The sequence below is a fragment of the Citrobacter sp. Cpo148 genome (genome assembly GCF_030332375.1).
In the GTDB taxonomy this organism is placed as follows: Bacteria; Pseudomonadota; Gammaproteobacteria; order Enterobacterales; family Enterobacteriaceae; genus Citrobacter; species Citrobacter portucalensis.
Genome location: NZ_JAOWHY010000048.1, coordinates 284,559 through 305,155, shown reverse-complemented (window position 1 = coordinate 305,155; position 20,597 = coordinate 284,559). Strand labels below are relative to the sequence as shown.

Below are 20,597 nucleotides of genomic sequence, written 5' to 3'. Positions count from 1 at the left end.
GTTAATCAATAGTGCAGACCGGAACCTTTCAGATTTACAGCCAGTTCACCCAGTTTTGTATTCGGATGCTGATGGCACATTTTAACCATTTTCGGTACAGCTTCCGTTTCCACCTCATGCAGGGGAACATAATCATCGCCTTTAAAGTCAGAATTTTTATTAACAATCACAAAGGCAATTGCCGTCTTGTATTGCTGACTCATATCAACAAATTCTTTACAGGTCATATCTTGTGGCGCAGCTTCCGTTGCCTGAGTAGCAAAAGCACGGGTCATTGGTGCCATAACAGAGGTCACAAGAATAGCTGCAGAAACCATCATCCTAATATTCACTATGCGCTCCAGAGTTAGCATTAATTTTTATCGGCGAGCTTATCAGTTTTAACCAGCGTCGCATTTCTACGCAGACTGATAAAAGCTAAAGAACTAAAGATCATCTCGACACCAATAAAAATTGAGGTAAATACATACGATCTGTCGGGATCCATATTCAGCCATACGCCAGCAATAAGCAGGTCAAAAATACCAATAAAAATGTTCCATCCATAACCCGGACTACGGAACAGTTTGACCCCAGAGGCGATACGAAAAATCCCCCCCAGAATAAACAGGCAGCAAAATACCATTGCCAGTGAATTCATGCCTATCACAGGATTCACGAGGAAACAGTAACCCAGCAGTAACCACGCGATAGCAAAAAAGGCATAGGTAAATTTGGCTTTCAATTGCTTTTTACCTGAACTAAACAGGCTATAAATAGAATAGAAACCACATACCAGGAACATAAAACCGGTTGCATAGCTTAAATAAACACCTGCAGCAATCGGATAAATCAAGCAGCAGATGCCACAAATCAACATCAACACCGCCATAATCGTCGCGTGCTTTTTATAATGAACGAGTGTTTTTTCATTAAACGCTCTCAGGCTACGCTGATTAAAAACAAACATACATCCTCCGTTATACATAAACGCAATGTAACCTGTTGACACAAGAATTATTACTCACTCAACATATGTTACTTACAGTGGAATGATAAGACTTCCACTAAGGAAGCGTATATAAGAACAAGAGAATGTCGCTATGCGTATATTCCTACACATGTCAGACATCTGACACTTGTAGGATTAAACGGTCATTATTCTATCTTGGCTCTGATTTCTCTCTTTAACATTATTTAATATGCTTATTGCGTTTGGTGACATATACCAAATTTATTCAGGAGAAAGTAATGAAAAAGATTATTCTTGCGGGTGTGCTTGCAACCATGATGGGTTCAGCACCAGTGATGGCTGCTACTGCTACCACAACCACTCCGGCGCAAGCTGCTACCGCAAATGTACAAAAAGAAGCTGCCGATGTTATGCAGGTCGCAGTGCAAGGCGCAAATGCGATGCGTGATATTCAGCTTGCTCGTCTGGCCCTGTTTCATGGACAGCCTGACAGCGCTAAAAAATTAACCGATGACGCGGCTTCCCTGCTGGCAGGCGACAGCAAAGATTGGGCGAAATTTGTAAAAGCTGCGCCTAAAGCCAAGATGATTGACGATCAGTACGTGGTTATTAACGCTACGGTCGCGCTGTCAGAAGACTATATTGCGACTCCGGCCAAAGAATCCGCTATCAAAACAGCGAATGGCAAAATGGCCAAAGGCGACTGGAAAGGTGCAGTGGATACTCTGCAACTGGCTGGTATCAGCGTGCTTCAGACCCAATACCTGATGCCTCTGAATCAGACTCGTAAAGCCGTTGCCAGCGCGCAAAAACTGCTGACTTCCGGTAAATACTATGAAGCAAACCTTGTGTTAAAAGGTGCTGAAGATGGCATTGTGGTCGATAGCGAGATGATCGGCGCAGGCCAGTAGTACTCAGCACTACGGAGTGTTGAACCAGGACTTTCTCTCCTGATCGGGCAGCTACAGCTACCCGATCAGGGGGATTAATGGCTAATCAGACTGTCTATCTCAATCTCAATTTCCCGCATAACAGCAATAATCTTCTGCAATGCCTCCTCGCGTTCTGACAGAGAAAGATCGTCATGTCGTCTGGATTCGAAAGGTTCGCACAGGTTCTGTAGCGCAGTGATACCCAGAATTTGCGCCGAGCCATGCAACCGGTGAAGGGCTCGCAAAAACAGCTGAGGTTCATCTTGCAGAACGGCTTTCTCAGCCGCTTGTATATCATTCAGCGTTGCCTCGCGAAATGTCTCGAGAATCTCGTTCATCAGTGCGCGATCGCCGCCGGTATTTTCCGTCAACACATTGAATTTCAAATGCCGGATTGTACAAGGAGACGCATAACCGGTTTCGATTTTACTCAATTCATGGGTCAGTGTCTGAATCGACACAGGCTTGAACAGGCACAAGTTCATACCATTTTGCAGGCATCGATCGCGTGACTGTGGAAGTGCGCTGGCCGTCAGTCCCCATATTTGTAAATTCGGCTGTTGACGACGTAGCGAAGCCGCGAGATCAAACCCGTCTTTTTTCGGCATATTTACATCAGTTATCAGCAGATCGTACGATTTCTTCGCCAGTTTGGCTTCTGCTTCCTCCCCATCACACGCTTCATCCACGCTGTAGCCAATGGCATTCAACTGTCGCTTGAGCAGCAGGCGATTGGTTGGATTATCGTCAGCTATCAAAATAGACAAGCACGGAAGCGGTAACAGAGTACCGGGCGCATCGCCATCCGATACAATCGACTGTCGAGCTGTTTCAACCGGCAGCGTTATGGTAAACGTGGTTCCTTGCAACGGGACGCTCATCAACTCCAGCGTCCCGCCCATCAACGTCACCAGTTCTTTGCAGATAAATAACCCCAGACCAGAACCGGTTTGTTGGCGCCCGCAGCGTCCCTGAGCGTAACGCTGAAACAGCCCCGCCTGCTCCTCTTCACTAATACCGCAACCGGTGTCGCTAATGGCAATAGTCAGGGTACCGTGATTCTCCCCCTCAGGCATCAAACGGGCCGTCACATGAATGCTGCCCTGCTCGGTAAACTTCAACGCATTACCCACCAGGTTGGTGAGAATTTGCCGCAAAGCCTGCTGATCGACAAATACCCGCTCGTTCGCCGGCAACTGACTAACACAGGCAAGCGTAATGCCTTTCTGTCTGGCTAAGGCATCGAAAGAGTGGCACTGCAATTCAATGAGTTGCGAGAGATCCGTCCATTGAGGAACAACCTGGTATTTACCAGACTCAATCTTATCCACATCCAGAATCTTACCGATCAGCCCAAGCAATGACTGGGCCGTCGCCCCGGTAAGGGCAATCGCCTCTTTTCGCTGTGCCGGGCTGAGTTCTGAACTCGACAGTAATTCCACAAAGCCAACAATCGAACTTACCGGAGTACGTAATTCATGGCTCATACTCGCCAGAAAGCGACTTTTGGCCTTGGTTGCTTCAATCGCTTTATTCTTTTCGTGTTCCAGTTCTTGAGATAATGCTTCTTTGAGATGAAGCTGCTCTTCCAGTAGCCGCTGCGATTGTTTCCTTTTATTTACCTCACGGGAGAGTGAGATCCCCCAGATCAGGCTAATTGCTATCAGCAGCAGCGCGAATATCCCCAGTTGATAGAACTGTTTGCTATATCGACTCCAGAAATCGACCTGCGTATTGGAAATTTTCGACCACCTCTCCGTCATCTGCAAAATTTCACGTGGCGGTATGGCCTGTAGCGCTTTATCCATAACAGACTTCAACATCGGCTCGCGGGGAGAGATTGCAAAACTTACCGACGCACCAGGCATATCTGGAAGCCTAAAAAAGTGCATATTTTTCTGGTAGTAATGATCGACCATAAATCTTGCCGACAATTCGGTAGCGATTGCCGCATCAACGCTGCCCTCCTTGACCATGGCCATCGCAACACTGCCAGTATCCGCATTCACCCAGGTGGCCTGCGGATAGCGTTGCTTCAGCTCGCTTTCCAGCACATGCCCGGCAGGCAAAGCAATGCGTATCGGCTTCTCCAGTAGCGATTCGGCGGTTTCCTCACGGGAAGTGATCATCACAAATGCCACATTCATCAGCGGATCGCTAAAGGCCGAATTGCTCGGGTTTTGATGAGTTAGCGTGATAGTGGGGTACATATCCCACTGTTCGCCGCTTATTTGCTTTGTCTGCTCACTTTTGGAGCTAGCTAAAATGGGTTCAAAATCGAGCCCCGTTTGCAGATGAATAATATTCAGCAAATCACCAATAATACCGCGTAACTCACCACTGCGATCGACCAGCGTATAGGGCGAGTAATCTGGGTTGATTAAAATGCGGATAACATGCTTTTTCTTCAACCACGCTTTTTCCTGATCGGTGAAAGGAATAGGCGCATTCAGATAGGCAAGGTTGCCGCGGTTCAGCCAGTTCTGCATGACTTGCATATGAATTTCATTACTGATTGACGTAATGAAACCATCAAGAATATTTCTTAATACAGGCTGATCTTCGTTAACGACAAAATAATTATATTGTTCTTGCTTATCAAAGTAGTGCGTAATAACCAGTGATTGTGAGAAGTATCGAGAGATACAATGACTGCTGGTGATATTGTTACCAATATAATATTGGTTATCGCCATTCACTACCGACGCCATAGCCTGATACTCATCGTCATAAAATGAGACTTTAGCCTCAGGAAAAGCCCCCTGGATAACATCGAGAAAAGGGCAATCTCGCACACACGCGACGCTAACCTGATGGTTCGAGGTCAGCGGCAGCAGAGTGTTTTTTAGCGATGTTACAAGCGTCGGCCACGTGGTCAGCAATGCCGAAGTGCGCAACAGATTTCCGCCAACATCCTGCCGTCGGGACAGTTGGGTTATCAGCGTATCAACATCGTTATTGGCGAGCGCGGCCAGCGCCTCTTGCTCATTATCATACTGCTTTATAATGATTTTTAGATTGAGGTTCTTTTGCATTAACGCAAGGTAATCCGCGTTGACGCCCCGATAATATTCACCGCTATTTTGATAAACAATGGGGGAGACTTCCGGTAACCAGGTGCCAACAACCAAGGTTTTTTTATGCGCTAACCAGTTTGTTTCTTCCCTGTTCAAGCCGATATTTTGCACTGAGGTATTATAGTTACTTTTTAGCTCAACTTGCCGAGCTGAGCTTACACCCGTTGACAACCCGATGGTAAAGATGACCATCAAAAAAATAAAAAAGCGTTCCAGCATTACTCTATCCTATTTTATTTCTCTGCGCATAATCATAAATTTCCATTAATGATGAACAATCTAATTTCTCCATCAACCGGCTTTTATAGGTACTTACCGTTTTATTACTGATATTCATTTTGCTGGCAATTGTGCTGTAATCCATGCCATTAAGGATATAACGCAATACTCTCATTTCCTGGTTCGACAACGTATCAAGCTTATCCTGCTCGCTGACGGATGAACCAGTAAAGTGCTCAAGGGAAAAGGGAAAATAGCTATAGCCATTTTTTGCTGCTTCGATTGCGGCAAGAATATTATTCATACCTTCTTTTTTGCTCACAAATCCGTTAGCACCGTATTCGGCGCTACGTTTGCCGTAAAAAAATTCATTTTTAGCTGAAATGATAATGATTACACCAGCATAGTGCCGCTTTCTCAGCTGCTCCAGCACTTCGATGCCACTGATACCCGGAATATCCACATCGATAATCAACAGCTCCGGTTTGGTTTTTTCAACGGTTTGAACCACTTGATCTCCACTGTCGAGTTCGGTGGTCACAGCGATACCATTGGTATCGAGTAAGTTGCGGATGGCAATGCGAGCCAATGGGTGATCGTCAACGATTATCGCGTTCATTGCGTATAAGAATCCCGATAAATAAAGAGAGGCGATGGCTATAGAGCAGATGAGTCTTCAATATTATGTTTTATAAACGCAAGACTTTAAGAGGAAAATTCTAGCATAGCCACGCGTATATTTTATTATTTTTTCATAATCCGAATGAATAAATCATAAAAATAACATTTCGATTTACAAAAATTAAACTTTAAACCTTTGTAAATATCAAATCATTAACACAACGTAAAGGAAAATTCCTACACATGTAGGACAGGTCTTTCATTTATTAGGGTTCATTCTTAACAAAGCTATTAATATCAATAGGGTAGTAAGCATTAGAACCGTAAAAATACAAAATATACCCCTCATCTGACGATCATTCCGTTAGGGTGGCATGGTGGAAAGCCGCTATCAAATAGCCGCTTACGTTGAACATTCCCATGCACATTTCTATGCCAGCAACTTTACATTACAAACAAATATTATTTTTCAATACGTTGCCTACGACAGTTTTTTGTTAATTTTATTTCTATATGAAATTATCCTACACTTGTCTTTATGCTTAAATAAAGCAGAAACAGCGCATTTTCAAATTTCCAGGTTACATCGATGCGCTGCTAAAAAAATAAGATAGAGCATTTTTCATACTTTCGGGTGATAACAATTTTACTAACCTGAATTTTGGAGAAACTGTAAATCCAGAAGGATCGTACACTGGCACAACCTGGCGGGAAGAAAAACCGGCCAACGTTAAAAGCACCACTTTCACATTCTAAGGAGAAAAATAGGTTACCAGAACAGCAAGTTACGCTTCTCTTCTGGTAGTAAGCAAAGCAATTGATTGATGGCGTATAGCAAAATGAATCAAATACGAGAATCATTAAACAATGTTGTATTCCCTGACACAATGCCTGACGCATGGCCTTATCAATCCTGGTGTTCACCTGAAAATATTGATACCGATATTACATGGTATTCATTTACTGAGCTGGATTTGATGATCGAAGCCTGGCTGGGTAAAGACTCACTCATCCCAGTGAACAAAACCGTATGGGGTTTTGTGAACGAAAATGAACCATTAATCCAGATAGTTATCCACGAAGATATTGCATATATTGCAATTAATCACAGATTCTATTCATGGGTAATTATTGTTGCAGGAACATACAACTTAAACATCAGTCTCGATCTTGCCTCCATATTTAAACACACAGCCTTAGCCGATACAGCGCTATGCATTATAGCCAATCGCGTTGACATACATTCAGTAGAGGTATCTCTTAACACCGCCCGCTCTTTTATGAACTTTGTTTTCTTTCATGAATTGGTTCATTTGATGTGTTGCCAGCATCAATACATCAAGATGAATGGCAACCAACTTCCGTATATCAGGACCATGGAGTTTATTGCCGACTTTCTAGCGTACGAACATTCACTCATGCCTGTAACTTTCGAATATACCGTACAAAAAGACAACTGGGATCTGCAGATGAGTACCGCTCGATGCCTTGGCTTTGTCATCGCGTCCTATTTCATCATTAAGACGAAACAGATCAACAAGTTAAATCTATATCCATCCATAAATGAAAGAACCACCTTGTTGCTGAGTTATATATTATCGCCATCTTTAACGCGGAGTGAACGGGAGGGATTACTGCTAAAATATGAAGCCAGTGGAATAATGGATGCTTATATCCGGCGAGGAAAGCTAGGATTTAATATTGGCAATAATGATTCCCTCACCTCGACTGAATATTCTGCATGTCGTTGTAATTGCAGCAAATGCAGCGCATTCGCCAACGAGATATGTAACAAGGCCAAACCATTGAACAGCGAAGTATTAAACCATATGAGCATTTATACAGAATGCTTCCCTAAAAATAAGGTTTTTTACCCCTTTCCTGTTATAGATAAAAGAGATAACAAAACATCTCATTTTTGTAGTTTACAAAATCCTATACTGTTTTCCTTAGAGAAAACGATTAAAAGATCCTCTGCATTTCTATCAAACCGATTCCTGAGTTTCCACTAAGAGCCTAATGGGATAGGCTCTTAATCACTTATTTCCGTCATCCTTAATGTGGCTCTGGAACAGCAGAGCCACAAGAGAGACATTAATCAGGCTTTACTGGGCAACGCTCCCACTGCGTGCGAGCTTTTGACTGTCAGTGTAACGACAGCTGAGCACAACAGTGCAGCAATCATAAAGATAAAGGCGCTGTTATAGCTTCCGCCACTACTTTGGATAAGCCAGCCGATGATAGGCGCTGATACAACCCCCGCCATCTGGCCGCCAAAGTTAACAATACCGGATGCCCGCCCCATGATGTTGCTCGGGATCGTATCCATCAGAATGCCCCAGAACGTCGCCATGGCAAAGAACATGAACAGGGCTGAGACACACTGATAAACCACCGCCATATCTGCACTGCTCACGCTGAAAGTCAGATACAGGAATCCCGCGGCAATAACAGAGGTTACGACATACAGCGTTTTACGCTGGGGTTTGAATTTGTCTGAGCAATAACCGCCTAATAATGTTCCGCCTGCCCCGAACAGGAAGGGAATGGCCGCCATGACACCGGTCTTTGCCAGAGAAAACTCTCGTACGGTAATCAGGTAGCTTGGTAGCCAGGTTGAAAAACCCCAAAAGGTGATATCAAACAAAAACCAGATACTGGCCATTTGCCAGAGCACTGGCATTTTGAGTACGTCTTTAAACGCGATAGCGCTGGTGTTTTGCAGGCTCCCCTGATCGTCAGCAGCCAGCTCCGCCAGGTCTTGCTGCGTAATGGCAGGGTGATCTTTCGGGTTGTCACGCGTAAATAAGTAGATACCTGCCGCGATAAACAGACCGGGAATACCCAACACGATAAAAACCATGTGCCAACCAAATGCCCCGATGATGCTTGCCGCCACAACTACCGCCAGCGCTGGGCCTAAGGTGTTAACCGTTGACTGAATCGCCGTGGCGCGACCACGCTCTTTCGACGGGAAATAGGTTGATATCATCTTCCATGAGGCCGACGGGAAACATCCCTCACCGATACCAAAGAAGAATCGTACTGCTAACATCAGCGGCAGCGTCAGCACAGCGCCGGTTAAGCTGGTGAACACAGACCACCATGCAATACCAATGGCCATGATTTTGCGCGAGCCAAATTTATCCGCCAGTAATCCACCGGGAATTTGAAACGCAGCATAACCAATAAAAAAGGCGCTAATAATTAAACCTTGTTGAGTCGTATCAAGATTTAAATCTTTGCCAATATAAGGGAGCGAAACGCTCATCACCATTCTGTCGAGAAAAGAGAGCAGCCACGCCAGCCAGATCAGGGTCAGGACGGTATATCTTGCTTTCCAGGTCTTGGGTTTACCTGAAGGTAAAGACGTTTGTAGGTTCATTGTGATGTCCTTAGGGTGTAGTGATCTACCGCGACCATAAATAGTCACGATAGATCCATGCGTGTTTAGCGTTATTTATTAATATTGTTTTCTAATAACCGTACCGCTACAGGCATAACTTTCCGTGCCATTGATTAAGGCAATGCGCCCATTAACCATGACAATTTCAATCCCTTCCGGGTACTGATTGGGTTCCACAAAAGTGCCTTTATCCGTAATTGTGTTCGGATCGAACATCACAATATCCGCTGCATAACCCACCTTCAGCAGTCCGCGATCCTGCAAACCCAATACTTCAGCAGGTTTCCCCGTCATCTTGCGGATTGCCGCTTCCCAGCTCAGACATCCCTCTTCACGGACATATTTACCGAGTACGCGAGGGAATGCGCCAAACACGCGCGGGTGCGGTTTGCCAGCCCCCATTAAGCCGTCGGTACAGACGTTTTGCTCAGGTCGACAGAGAAACTTAATCACGTGCTCTTCGGTACCGTAGAAGTCGACCATCCCCACGGCGTTTTCCTCTTCAAAGAGCAGATCGAAGGTGGCGTTGTACGGATCTTTTCCGCGCAGCTCGCCCAACTGGACGAGGTTCAAACCGACAGCATCCTGATTTTTTGCCGTTTTCACGCTGGTGACAAAAATCTGGTCCAAGCCGGCAAAATCGATAAAGTTATCCCAGCCAGGAATACCCTGCTGAATATCATCAATCATTTTGGCGCGCAGTTCTGGAGAGGCGAGACGCTCAAGTAATTTGTCCGTACCACCGGAGTGAACCCAGGGCGGCAGGATCACGCCAAGCATCGTACTGCCCGCCACATACGGATACTGGTCGAAAGAGATACGAATTCCCTCTTCCTGCGCCTGTTCCAGCATGCCCAGCATCTGGTCGATCAGCCCCCAGTTTTTCTTGCCGCAAACCTTCATATGCGAAATATGTAGCCAGACGCCGGTGGCTTTGGCGATATCAATCAGTTCCTGGGTTGAGTTGATAATATCGTCAGCTTCACTGCGCTGATGCACCACAAAGATCCCGTCATATTTCGCCGTGACCTTACACAGTTCAATCATTTCGGCAGTATCACCAAAGGCGCAAGGCATATAGATAAGTCCTGTGGAAAGTCCAAATGCCCCAGCCTTTAGCTCCCGCTCAAGGACTTCACACATCTTCGCCACGTCTTCACGGGTCGAAGGACGCCCATCCAGACCCATCGCTTCCATGCGCACGTTGCCATGAGGAACTAAATACGCGAGGTTTGTCGCCGGATGACGTGATGCCAGCAGATTGAGATAACCGTCTGTATTTTTATACTTCCAGTCAATTTTGTCGGTGTCACCGTCCAGTCCGGCGATATTTTTACGCCAGGCTGGAATATATTCTTCAGGTAGCGGTGCTAAGGCGACGCCGTCCTGGCCCAACAGTTCGGTGGTGATACCCTGACGAATTTTTGCTGACAGCGCGGGGTTAATAATGGCCGACAGGTCAGAGTGCGTATGGGTATCAATAAAGCCAGGGCAAATAATTTTTCCTGTTGCATCAATTACCTGTTCATTGATGCCAACTTCAATTTGACCGATTTCGACAATACGTCCTTCATCAACCATCACATCGGCAATTCTGCCTTCACTGCCTGTCCCATCGATTACATTTCCGTTTTTGAAAATGGTTTTCATCGTTATTCTCCATGGCGGTGCTGCTGAGCGACACCGCCTGTAAGGTAAGAGGTGGTTATCTTTATTTTTATTGGCGATAGAGTGTCTGGATGATGCTGTAATAGCCGCTGGCCGAGCCGGTTAACTGATCGATCTCGATATACTCATCAATGGTGTGTGCCAGGTTTTCTCGTGAAGGACCGAAGCCGATGGTTTTGATTCCCGCTTCGCCCGCATAGTGGCTACCGTTGGTACAAAATGAGTACTGCGTAATGGTTGGATTAAAGCCAGCCTCGCGAACGCCCGCCAACGCTGCCTGCACGAATTCGTCTGACTCGTCGTACACCCAGCCAGGGAAGAAACGCTCTCCCTCAATCGTGGCGCCGGTATAGCAAGACTCCTGACCCACCGCGTAGGACACTCGGGCCTTAAACTGCGGATCCTGAGCAATAAGTTCGGCAAGCGCATTTTCCAGCGGAGCAATCACGCTTTCTTTGGTTTCACCCACCAGCAAACGGCGATCGTAGGTTGCGCGACAGTAATCCGGTACCACCGAGGCTCCCGGGTACGGCGAAGATTTAATGTCGGTCAGTTCCAGAATGCCAGGCCCCAGAACCGGATGCGTCGGCGGCGTGATCGTGCGAATTTTGTCGATCAATTGCGCCATTTTGTACACCGCGTTAATCCCCGCCTGTGGGTTAGCGGAGTGCGCGGGCTTACCAAAGGTTTCGACCACAATCTCAGCGCGGCCACGCTGACCAATTTTCAGGTTTAACTCGGAAGCTTCACCAATGATCACGTAGTCTGGCTTATAGCGCTCGCTGACCAGGCGGGCAGCAATACCTTCAAAACACTCTTCATGCACGATGCACGCAACGTAGATTTTCCCGGCAAAATTTCGCTGATTGTCCTGACCGAAAAAGCCCACGGCGGAGATCATCGCCGCCACGGCGCCTTTCATGTCTGTTGTGCCGCGACCATAAATTTTGCCATCTTCAATATCGCCGCCGTATGGGTTGCGGGACCACTTCTCTTCATTCACCGGCACGGTATCGATATGTCCATCGAGAACCAGCGTTTTCCCCGGCTGGTTGCCGACAATGCCGCCAACAATGTTGCCGTACTTATCAACGTGGATGTCATCGAATTGGTAATGCTGCATCATTGTTTTTATGGCATTAACCACTTCCCCTTCCTGACCGGAATAACTTTTTTGTTGGATCAGCGCCTGACAGTTTTTAATGACTTCTTCAATGCGGTTTGCAGATAACATGGGTTTCTCCGTTATATCTCTCAATCAGGGAATTATTTGTTGATGCCCGGGTACTGACCGCCCCAGACAATATCCAGATATTGTTGCGGGTCGGTATCCCCTTCGGTGCTGACTAACAGCACACGAGAGTGCGCATCCAACCCCAGTTGCTCACGCGTTTGCGCCAGTTCAGGCGAGGTCATCAGCAGCGCCAGCAGACCGGTAGTAACCGCACCTGACTCACCCGAAATAATCTGTGGATCGCCTGCCAGCGGGTTGCCCAACATGCGCATGCCCAACGCTGCAACTTCATCAGGACAGGAGGCAAATGCGTTGGCATAATCGCGCAGCAGTTTCCAGCCGATACTGTTCGCCTCACCGCAGGCGAGACCGGCCATCACGGTTTGTAAATCACCGCCCACCGCAATGGCATCTCCCTCTTTCGAACGGGCTGAGCGGTAGAGGCAATCGGCAATTAACGCTTCGGCGACGATCACTTTCGGGCGATTCTCCCCCCAGGCTGCCGTCACCATTCCCTGAACCATTCCGGCAAACGAGCCGACGCCTGCCTGCACAAAAATGTGCGTCGGCGCAACCTGATGCAGCTGATCTATCGCCTCCAGCATTAGCGTGCCGTAGCCCTGCATAATCCACTGCGGGATCTTTTCGTATCCTTCCCACGCGGTATCCTGCACCACAATCCAGCCATACTTTTCGGCCTGTTCTGCGGTCATACGAACCGCATCGTCATAGTTCATATCGACGATCTCAGCGGTAGCGCCTTCGTTACGGATAGAGGTCAGACGTTGCTGCGAAGAGCCCTTCGGCATATACACCACGGCGTTTTGCTTCAGTTGGCGCGCCATCCATGCCACGCCGCGACCGTGGTTGCCATCAGTAGTGGTGGCAAACGTGACGGTTTGCAGATCGTGGCGTACCTCTTCGCTGGTCATCACGTCAAAAGGCAGTTCGCTGATATCCTTACCAACTAATTCAGCGATATGGCACGCCATCGCATAGGAGCCACCCAGCGCTTTAAAGGCTTTCAGGCCAAAACGCTGAGATTCATCTTTGAGGTAGATATTTTTAACGCCCAGTTTTTGTGAAAGCGCCGGTAGCGTATACAGCGGCGTCGGCGCGTAGCCCGGAATAGACCGATGAAAATTCAACGCTTTTACCAGTTCCTGGCGGCTAAACGGTGCCAACGGCGCGTTCGGATGTTCGGTAAACGGTGTCTGGTTAATAAAAAATGATAAGTTTTCCTGCATCATAAAACCTCATTGTCCTGGTATTTCATTCCCTGTGATCGGTGCAATACAGAGATATTTCCGTTATCGGTATTGGCAATAGAGCAAAATGCTTACCAGCTTTTTATTAACCGAGTAAATTCTTATGAATATTTTAATAAAGGATTTAATTTCAATAAATTAAATAGAAATAAAAATTGACACCAAAAAATATCACTGCGTCAGTTTATCGCCTCATTTTGATAAATTCTCATTATTGATAAATAGTGTGATCGCTGAAGATAAAATAAGAAAAACATCCAAAAACAGCGTGATAGATTGATTTTTCGCAAATCATTTTTGCATTGCTTCGCCTATTTATCATTTTCCTTGAGAAATGCGACACACTGCCGGAGAAGTACCATGATTTCAGTACTCAGCAATATTCAGGATGATATATGCAATTATGCCGACGCTATTTCTGGCATAACAGGCACGGACGTTGAAATCATTGATGAATCTTTAATGCGCATCGCGGGTACCGGGAAATATCGGCATATGCTCAATGAGAACGTGGCCAAAAATGGCTACATCTATCGTCACGTTTTGCAGGTGCGAGAAACGGTACTGATCAAAAATCCCGGCGAGCATCCGCTGTGCCAGTTATGTGAAAAACACCACTACTGTTCTGAAATGCTGGATTTGAACGCACCAATTTTTCTCAATAATCGCGTGATTGGCGTGATCGGGATTATTTGCTCAACCCAGGCACAGCGTGACACGTTACTGAGCCAGATTGATAAATTTGTCACCTTTATTGAGCAAATCGCCGTAATGATCTCCAGTAAGGTCTTTGAATGCCTGGAGCGTTTACGCGCGCAGGAAACGCTTGGCGCATTTCGGCGTCTGATCGATGCTATGGACCGCGGCGTGGTGGCAATTGATGGCAAGGGGCTTATCTGGCATGCCAATCATTCAGCCGATCGCATCCTCAACCGTGAGGTTCAGGGATTACCACTGACCATTGAAACAACCGGAGATAGCCTGTATGGCGATGAAGAAGCGTGGCTGACGCTTGAAGGTCAGAAACATCATATACTGTGCAAACAAATTTCGCTCTCCTCGCAGGATAACGATCGCTTAACCATGGTTATCTTTCGTGATGCACACGACTACCTGAGTAACCTTACTCCATCCCCTTATGAGTCCGACATGCAGGTGCGACTGATTGGTCACTCTCCCTCAATGGAGCAACTCAGAAGCACCATCGGTAAAATCGCCAACAGTTACGCCAGCGTGCTCATCACCGGGGAAAGTGGTTCGGGGAAGGAGGTCGTGGCTTTTGCCATTCACCAAAGCAGTCCACGTAAAGCCGCGCCTTTCGTGACAATCAATTGCGCGGCTATCCCCGAACAACTGCTGGAAAGCGAACTGTTTGGTTATGTTCGTGGCGCATTCAGCGGGGCCGATCCCAAAGGACGAATGGGAAAATTTGAACTGGCCAACGGCGGCAGCCTGTTTCTGGATGAGATTGGCGATATGCCGTTGCACCTGCAGGCCAAGCTGCTCAGGGTCTTGCAGGAAAAGGCGATCACCCGCGTTGGCTCTAATAACACCATCAATATTGATGTGCGCATTATTGCCGCGACCAACAAAAACATTAATGCGATGGTGGAGAATAATCAGTTTCGCGAAGATCTTTTCTATCGCCTGAACGTAGTCCCTCTGGTACTTCCTTCCCTGCGTGAACGCCGGGCTGATATCGCGGTCCTCGCACAGTATTTTGCCGATGAGTTCTCGGTCAGTTACCAGCGACCACCGCAAAAACTGCCTGATGACGTTATTAACCGACTTTATGCCTGGCACTGGCCGGGCAACATTCGTGAATTACGCAACGTGATCGAATACATTTTTGTGATGCGCGGAGAAGCCGCCGGGATCAACGCCAGCCATCTTCCCCCTTACCTGCTCACCGCCGCTGACGGTAGAAAAACGACGATGACCGCGCAACCCCGTCAGCTTGCCAGCAAAGGAAAACAGGCGGAAAGGGAAGCTATCGAAAACGTCATCCAGCGATTCGGCTCAAGCGTTGAGGGGAAAAAACAAGCCGCGACAGAACTGGGGATCAGCATTGCCACGCTCTATAGAAAAATAAAACTGTACGGTTTGTGAGCCTCCCCCTCTTAACGAAGAGGCTCACGTAAAACCATACTGTGCAACCGAGCGCGTTACAGGGCCGATTGATTTCGATGCTGCTCGAAATAGCGTCTGGCCTTATCGTCAGCTTCTTTCAGAGCTGTCGGATTCAGGTTCTTCTGCGCGATATCCAGTCCATTTTGTGCATCAGAATTCCCATTAGCAAAGGCCACCGCACTCCAGATATACGCCTGAGCATAATCCTGAGTTACCCCTTTGCCTTCAAGGTACATGGTTCCCAGCATCCCCTGAGCTTCCGCATTTCCTTTTCTTGCGGCCTGTTCAAACCACTCAGCGGCTTTTTTATCATCCTGGGCAACGCCATTACCTTCTAAATACATCAAGCCAAGATCTTTCTGCGAGCCTGCATCTCCCTGGGCCGCGGCTTTCTCCAGCCACTCCACCGCTTTTTTATTGTCCTGGGCCGTTCCCTCTCCTTTTGCGTACATCATGCCAAGCATGCCCTGGGCCAGCATATCCCCTTGAAGAGCTGCCTGATTAAACAGCTCAAACGCTTTTTTGTGGTCCTGAGCCACACCAACCCCCTCGCCAAGGTAATACATCGCGCCGAGCATGCTCTGGCCCAGCGCGTCCCCTTTGCTGGCGGACTGTTTAAACAGCGCGAAAGCTTTGTCAGTATCCAGACCGACACCATCACCTTCAAAGTACTTTCTGCCCAGTAATCCCTGCGCTTTGGCATCCCCTCGTTCAGCCGCTTTACTCAATGACTTAACGGTGTTGTAGCCCTCTAATAGCGACGCCTTACTTTCAAGGAAACGCTTTGCGTCAGGATTGCCCTTCTCAACCGCACGATGGAGCCACTCAATGGCATGATAGTTTCCGCGCTCGGCAGCAATGCTTAACCACTCGACGGCCTGCTTATTGCCTTTTCCGACTTCGTTGTCAAACCACTCAATGACCTTACCGTCATACCAGCGCGCGCCCTCACCATCAAAGTAGACTAAGGCGAGCAGATAACGCGCATCGAGATTGCCCTGCTCAGCCGCACGGGTCAGCCATTCAACAGCTTTCTTGTCATTCTGCTGCACGCCCTTACCTTCGAAATACAGCACACCGAGATAGTATTGGGCATCGACATTTCCCTGGGCCGCCGCTTTGCTAAACCATTCGGCCGCTTTCTTGTCATCTTTCAGGCCGCCTTTGCCCTCGTAGTACATCAGTGCAAGCAGATGCTGAGCACTCGCATTACCCTGCTCAGCCGATTTGGTCAGCCACTCGCTGCCTTTACTGAAATTCTGCTCTACCTCTTTCCCTTTTAAGTACACGGTTGCAAGCACAAACTGCGCCTGCGCATCCCCCGCCTCAGCACCCTGCTGTAAAACAGCCACAGGTTCTTTATTCCACTCTTTTGCTTGTCCCTGTGAAGATCCCGCACCCCACAATATTCCGATAAAAGTGAAGGCGAGGAGAGGCCGAATGTTCATAAAACGTAATCCTTGTTAAGAAAAGGCACATAATGGAGATGCTCCAACGGCAAGCCAACTCATTTAACTGCGATTGTGATCCGTGTCGGAACTATCAGATATTAACTGGGAAATGTGCAAAATATAATTCTTTGATTATGCAGGTGATCCTTAGTGAATAATGCACAACAAAAAGGCCATGTTAATAACATGGCCTTTCGTCTGGACATGGCGTTGAACCTTAATCAAACACACCATTAATAACAGCAGTGACAATCGCCGTGCTCAGTGCAATCAGCACCAGATTATCGCCAATAACCTGCCATTCATAGCCCGGGTAATACGGAAGTTGATTCAACATTGATGGCGGAACGCTCTTCCTGGCGATCCCCGGAGGAAGCGGTTTTCCTCGCGCCAGATTTTTGGCAATACCTGGAGGCAGTGACTTATAGCCCGTTAGACCGTATCTGACGGCATACTGCCTGGCCACGTTATAACTGATGTCACTATCGACATGGTCCGGCTTACCATAATTTTTACGCTGTTCAGATTGTGCGTTATTTTTTTGGTCCGCGTGTCCTTTCTGGCTATGACCACTATTCCCCTTGTTCCCGCTATTACCATGATTGCCACTATTACCATTTCCGTTGCCATTGCCGGGGTTAGCCAACACAGGAGTGGCACACATCGTCATCGCAGCAACGGCAACTACCGCCGCGGCTAAAGTTCGAAGCCTGGACATGATGATTCCTTAAGCTGTGGATACAAATAAAAATGTACGGTATTCGCTGAATACTGACTATCGCTTCAACTCCGATTTATGGGCAAATAAACGATGTTGCTTTGCCATGGGCTCCCCAGATTGAGCGTTTTTGAGATTACAGCTAGCCATTCCCGCTATCTCAGATCGGCAAGCGACAGGCACAGGATCTGAGTTTTTGGGAATAACTTCGCGAAAATGGAGAGAAAACGACGTTTTTTTTCGGTTAAGCTATGTTCATGCTTTGGCGTTACCCCATGGCCGGAATCACTATCCAGGAACCCAACCATAATGGCAAAAAGTACCCCGCAGCTGCCGCTCGACCCCCATATGTGTCGCAGCTATGAGAAAAAGTCGCGAAGTCCGCTGGCGCTCTATTCCGAGTATCAGCGTATGGATGTCGAACTGCGGGCGCCGCTGGCCATGACCTACAGCCACTGGCATGGCCAGGTTGAGGTGAACGTGCCATTTGATGGTGATGTGGAGTATCTCTTTAATGACGAAGTGGTGAAGAGCAAACAGGGTTTTATCACCTTGTTCTGGGCCTGTACTCCCCATCAACTCACGGATGCCGGGCACTGTAAACAGATGGCCATCTTCAACTTACCGATGCATCTGTTTTTATCCTGGCCGCTGGACAGGGAGCTGATTAATCACGTGACCCACGGGATGGTGATTACTTCGTTGGCTTCACAGCAGCTGAGCGCGTTTGAAGTACAGCGTTGGCAGAATGAACTCAATAGCGATAACGAACAAATTCGCCAGTTAGCCATTGATGAAATCGCGCTAATGCTCAAGCGCTTTAGCCTCGCTGGCTGGCGGCCAGTACTGGGTAACAAAACGTCGCGCACCCAGAAAAACAGTATTTCACGGCATTCACAGTTTTACGTCAGCCAGATGCTGGAGTTTATTGCCGCCAACTGCGACAAACAGCTTACGGTTGATGCTATTGCCGAACACGTTAAGCTCAATCCCAATTATGCGATGGGTATTTTTCACCGGGTGATGCAACTGACGATGAAACAGTATATTACCGCGATGCGCATCAACCATGTGCGGGCTTTACTCAGCGATACGGATAAAACAATTCTGGATATCGCTACAATTGCAGGTTTTCGCTCCAGTAGTCGATTTTACAGCTCGTTCCATAAATACGTCGGCATGCCACCACAGCAGTATCGCAAATTGAGTCAACAACGCCGACATCATTCACCTTATGCCGAGGGGTAATTTATTCACCAAACGTTCTCTTACCTTACTACTAAAATATAAGCACCAGAATAGCAGGTCAAAAAAGATAATCTGCAGCAGTTAATAAAATAGGGTTCAGCCATGAGCTCTGGCAACTATGTTGCTCAGACATGAGTGACCTGTAGCAGGTATTTATTTGACGTGTTCAACCATTAACGATTGGGATGGAATTATGGAATTAAATAACTGCACCGCCAATAACAGAAAGCCATTGTCTTTCTTTTGGTCAGTTTTACCCATGGTAGTCATGCTGGGCGGGATTAGCATCGGATATTTTATCTTCAATATTCGTGCTGAACCCATGATCCTGATGGGAACGGCAACCGCCTCGTTTATCGCCATCGCTCACGGCTACACGTGGGATGACATTCTACAATCTATTTGCAATAAAATATCTGAAGCGCTGCCGGTCATATTAATTGTCGCCAGTATCGGTTTCTTAATTGGCGCATGGATGGTGTCAGGCACTATTCCAATGATGATTTATTATGGTTTGAAGTGGATTAACCCGCAGTATTTCTATATTTCGGCATTTATGCTGGGAGCACTGATCTCAGTATGCACCGGTACCTCCTGGGGTTCTATCGGGACCGTTGGTATTGCCATGATTGGTGTAGCGATTGGTCTGAATGTCTCGCTGCCCATTGCCGCTGGTGCTATTGTTTCAGGCTGCTGGTTTGGTGATAAGCTCTCACCGGTTTCTGATTCAACCAACATGGCTGCACTGGCTGCCGGGGTAAACCTGTACTCGCATATCGGCCACCTGCTGTGGACTACCGGCCCGGGTTTTATTATCTGCTGCGTCGTTTACAGCTATATGGGCGTGGGCATTGATGCCTCGTCCAGCGCGCCAGAAAACATTACCAACTTGATGAATTCTATTGGTCAGATTTATCACTTTAATATTCTGCTGCTACTCCCGCCGATCATCGTTTTATATGGCTCACTGTCAAAAAGACCGCCCATTCCGATGCTCTTTTTATCTACGATAGTCTCAATGATTTTGGCGTTAGTCTTTCAGCAATTTACGGCATCCTCTGTCGGCGAATCCGTGGTCAGTGGCTTTAAGCTCGCAATGCTTACCGGAGATAATCTGCCGGCACTGTCTTCCGATGTTTCCCGCTTACTGGAGCGAGGCGGCGCTATTTCAATGTTTAGCAGCTTCGTTACCGTTTTCAGCGCCTTCAGCTTTGCCGGGGCAATGAGTGCAACAGGCTCGTTGCACACCGTGATAAACGCGCTGACAAAAGGCGTTAAATCCACATTCCGCCTGGTGGCTACCACGATTGTGACGACATTTACCATCTGTGCCTGCACGGCAAATGGGACCTTACCGTTGCTGCTGTGCGGTGATGCCTTTAAAGAGGAGTACAAAAAACGAGGGCTTGCGGCAAAAAACCTCTCGCGAACCACTGAAGATGCCGGAACCGTTGTCGAACCGATTATCCCCTGGTCTGCCTCAGGCGTTTATTGCGCCACTATGCTGGGCGTTGCCACGCTTGATTACTTGCCCTGGGCAATCCTCTGTTACAGCGGTGTCATCTTTGCCCTACTGTGGGCGGCAACCGGTATTGGCATTGCTAAATATGAGCCCAATGAAGCCACTGAGAATATGGTTGAGCAAAAATCATAAACGACTAAATAGCTAAATA

At 47.4% G+C, this 20,597-nt stretch carries 15 protein-coding genes; 5 read left to right on the top strand and 10 right to left on the bottom strand.

What is annotated here, in order from left to right; genetic code table 11:
* Nucleotides 1-5 precede the first annotated feature (5 nt).
* Together OGY10_RS20025 and OGY10_RS20020 are read right to left on the bottom strand one after the other, a co-directional pair.
* Entirely contained in the window at nt 6-353 is a 348-nt protein-coding gene (locus tag OGY10_RS20025) for an HdeA/HdeB family chaperone (protein WP_502873682.1), read from the bottom strand.
* Complete coding sequence (locus OGY10_RS20020; RefSeq protein ID WP_003826082.1) at nt 353-949, bottom strand: DUF308 domain-containing protein; 597 nt, start codon at nt 947-949, stop codon at nt 353-355. Before OGY10_RS20020 ends, OGY10_RS20025 begins: the two co-directional genes overlap by 1 nt.
* 281 nt (nt 950-1,230) lie before the next feature.
* Between OGY10_RS20020 and OGY10_RS20015 the strand changes: the two genes are divergently transcribed.
* Complete coding sequence (locus OGY10_RS20015; RefSeq protein ID WP_003826081.1) at nt 1,231-1,863, top strand: YfdX family protein; 633 nt, start codon at nt 1,231-1,233, stop codon at nt 1,861-1,863.
* A 74-nt stretch (nt 1,864-1,937) separates the two neighbouring features.
* Here OGY10_RS20015 and OGY10_RS20010 read toward each other — a convergent pair whose 3' ends face one another.
* Nucleotides 1,938-5,180, bottom strand: a complete 3,243-nt coding sequence (locus tag OGY10_RS20010) for an ATP-binding protein (protein WP_191226887.1) — start codon at nt 5,178-5,180, stop codon at nt 1,938-1,940.
* Nucleotides 5,181-5,184: 4 nt separating this feature from the next.
* Nucleotides 5,185-5,799: an acid-sensing system DNA-binding response regulator EvgA gene (gene evgA, locus OGY10_RS20005; protein WP_008785570.1), complete on the bottom strand. Its 615-nt coding sequence runs from the start codon at nt 5,797-5,799 to the stop codon at nt 5,185-5,187.
* Between the two features lie 841 nt (nt 5,800-6,640).
* Here evgA and OGY10_RS20000 point away from each other — a divergent pair.
* Complete coding sequence (locus OGY10_RS20000) at nt 6,641-7,813, top strand: hypothetical protein (protein ID WP_141711938.1); 1,173 nt, start codon at nt 6,641-6,643, stop codon at nt 7,811-7,813.
* Between the two features lie 86 nt (nt 7,814-7,899).
* Here OGY10_RS20000 and OGY10_RS19995 read toward each other — a convergent pair whose 3' ends face one another.
* The 4 genes from OGY10_RS19995 to dpaL all read right to left on the bottom strand — a co-directional run bounded on the left by OGY10_RS19995 (nt 7,900) and on the right by dpaL (nt 13,356).
* Nucleotides 7,900-9,186, bottom strand: coding sequence for an MFS transporter (locus OGY10_RS19995; protein ID WP_003826074.1), 1,287 nt, complete (start codon nt 9,184-9,186; stop codon nt 7,900-7,902).
* A gap of 78 nt (nt 9,187-9,264) precedes the next feature.
* The gene (locus OGY10_RS19990; protein WP_008785573.1) at nt 9,265-10,857 is read right to left on the bottom strand and encodes an N-acyl-D-amino-acid deacylase family protein; all 1,593 of its coding nucleotides are present in this window, start codon (nt 10,855-10,857) and stop codon (nt 9,265-9,267) included.
* A gap of 67 nt (nt 10,858-10,924) precedes the next feature.
* Nucleotides 10,925-12,109 carry a YgeY family selenium metabolism-linked hydrolase gene (locus OGY10_RS19985; protein ID WP_071445418.1) on the bottom strand — a complete coding sequence of 395 codons (1,185 nt, stop codon included), beginning with the start codon at nt 12,107-12,109 and terminating at the stop codon, nt 10,925-10,927.
* Nucleotides 12,110-12,141: 32 nt separating this feature from the next.
* Nucleotides 12,142-13,356: a diaminopropionate ammonia-lyase gene (gene dpaL, locus OGY10_RS19980; protein ID WP_020996285.1), complete on the bottom strand. Its 1,215-nt coding sequence runs from the start codon at nt 13,354-13,356 to the stop codon at nt 12,142-12,144.
* Nucleotides 13,357-13,737: 381 nt separating this feature from the next.
* Between dpaL and OGY10_RS19975 the strand changes: the two genes are divergently transcribed.
* Nucleotides 13,738-15,486, top strand: coding sequence for a sigma-54 interaction domain-containing protein (locus OGY10_RS19975; RefSeq protein WP_032944660.1), 1,749 nt, complete (start codon nt 13,738-13,740; stop codon nt 15,484-15,486).
* A 56-nt stretch (nt 15,487-15,542) separates the two neighbouring features.
* Here the strand turns inward: OGY10_RS19975 and OGY10_RS19970 are convergent, their stop codons facing one another.
* Together OGY10_RS19970 and OGY10_RS19965 are read right to left on the bottom strand one after the other, a co-directional pair.
* Nucleotides 15,543-16,955, bottom strand: a complete 1,413-nt coding sequence (locus tag OGY10_RS19970; RefSeq protein WP_153686744.1) for a tetratricopeptide repeat protein — start codon at nt 16,953-16,955, stop codon at nt 15,543-15,545.
* A 220-nt stretch (nt 16,956-17,175) separates the two neighbouring features.
* The gene (locus tag OGY10_RS19965) at nt 17,176-17,676 is read right to left on the bottom strand and encodes an anti-virulence regulator CigR family protein (protein WP_048215725.1); all 501 of its coding nucleotides are present in this window, start codon (nt 17,674-17,676) and stop codon (nt 17,176-17,178) included.
* Nucleotides 17,677-17,985: 309 nt separating this feature from the next.
* On the opposite strand from OGY10_RS19965, the gene melR reads away from it, so the two are divergent.
* Nucleotides 17,986-18,924, top strand: coding sequence for a transcriptional regulator MelR (gene melR / locus OGY10_RS19960; RefSeq protein ID WP_003826064.1), 939 nt, complete (start codon nt 17,986-17,988; stop codon nt 18,922-18,924).
* Nucleotides 18,925-19,117: 193 nt separating this feature from the next.
* Nucleotides 19,118-20,578, top strand: coding sequence for a Na+/H+ antiporter NhaC (gene nhaC / locus OGY10_RS19955; RefSeq protein ID WP_191226883.1), 1,461 nt, complete (start codon nt 19,118-19,120; stop codon nt 20,576-20,578).
* Nucleotides 20,579-20,597 lie beyond the last annotated feature (19 nt).

Bases quoted from the DNA above. Each gene is read 5' to 3' on its own strand.
- OGY10_RS20025 (WP_502873682.1), bottom strand. From the start codon at position 353: ATGCTAACTCTGGAGCGCATAGTGAATATTAGGATGATGGTTTCTGCA.
- OGY10_RS20020 (WP_003826082.1), bottom strand. From the start codon at position 949: ATGTTTGTTTTTAATCAGCGTAGCCTGAGAGCGTTTAATGAAAAAACA.
- OGY10_RS20015 (WP_003826081.1), top strand. From the start codon at position 1,231: ATGAAAAAGATTATTCTTGCGGGTGTGCTTGCAACCATGATGGGTTCA.
- OGY10_RS20010 (WP_191226887.1), bottom strand. From the start codon at position 5,180: ATGCTGGAACGCTTTTTTATTTTTTTGATGGTCATCTTTACCATCGGG.
- evgA (WP_008785570.1), bottom strand. From the start codon at position 5,799: ATGAACGCGATAATCGTTGACGATCACCCATTGGCTCGCATTGCCATC.
- OGY10_RS20000 (WP_141711938.1), top strand. From the start codon at position 6,641: ATGAATCAAATACGAGAATCATTAAACAATGTTGTATTCCCTGACACA.
- OGY10_RS19995 (WP_003826074.1), bottom strand. From the start codon at position 9,186: ATGAACCTACAAACGTCTTTACCTTCAGGTAAACCCAAGACCTGGAAA.
- OGY10_RS19990 (WP_008785573.1), bottom strand. From the start codon at position 10,857: ATGAAAACCATTTTCAAAAACGGAAATGTAATCGATGGGACAGGCAGT.
- OGY10_RS19985 (WP_071445418.1), bottom strand. From the start codon at position 12,109: ATGTTATCTGCAAACCGCATTGAAGAAGTCATTAAAAACTGTCAGGCG.
- dpaL (WP_020996285.1), bottom strand. From the start codon at position 13,356: ATGCAGGAAAACTTATCATTTTTTATTAACCAGACACCGTTTACCGAA.
- OGY10_RS19975 (WP_032944660.1), top strand. From the start codon at position 13,738: ATGATTTCAGTACTCAGCAATATTCAGGATGATATATGCAATTATGCC.
- OGY10_RS19970 (WP_153686744.1), bottom strand. From the start codon at position 16,955: ATGAACATTCGGCCTCTCCTCGCCTTCACTTTTATCGGAATATTGTGG.
- OGY10_RS19965 (WP_048215725.1), bottom strand. From the start codon at position 17,676: ATGTCCAGGCTTCGAACTTTAGCCGCGGCGGTAGTTGCCGTTGCTGCG.
- melR (WP_003826064.1), top strand. From the start codon at position 17,986: ATGGCAAAAAGTACCCCGCAGCTGCCGCTCGACCCCCATATGTGTCGC.
- nhaC (WP_191226883.1), top strand. From the start codon at position 19,118: ATGGAATTAAATAACTGCACCGCCAATAACAGAAAGCCATTGTCTTTC.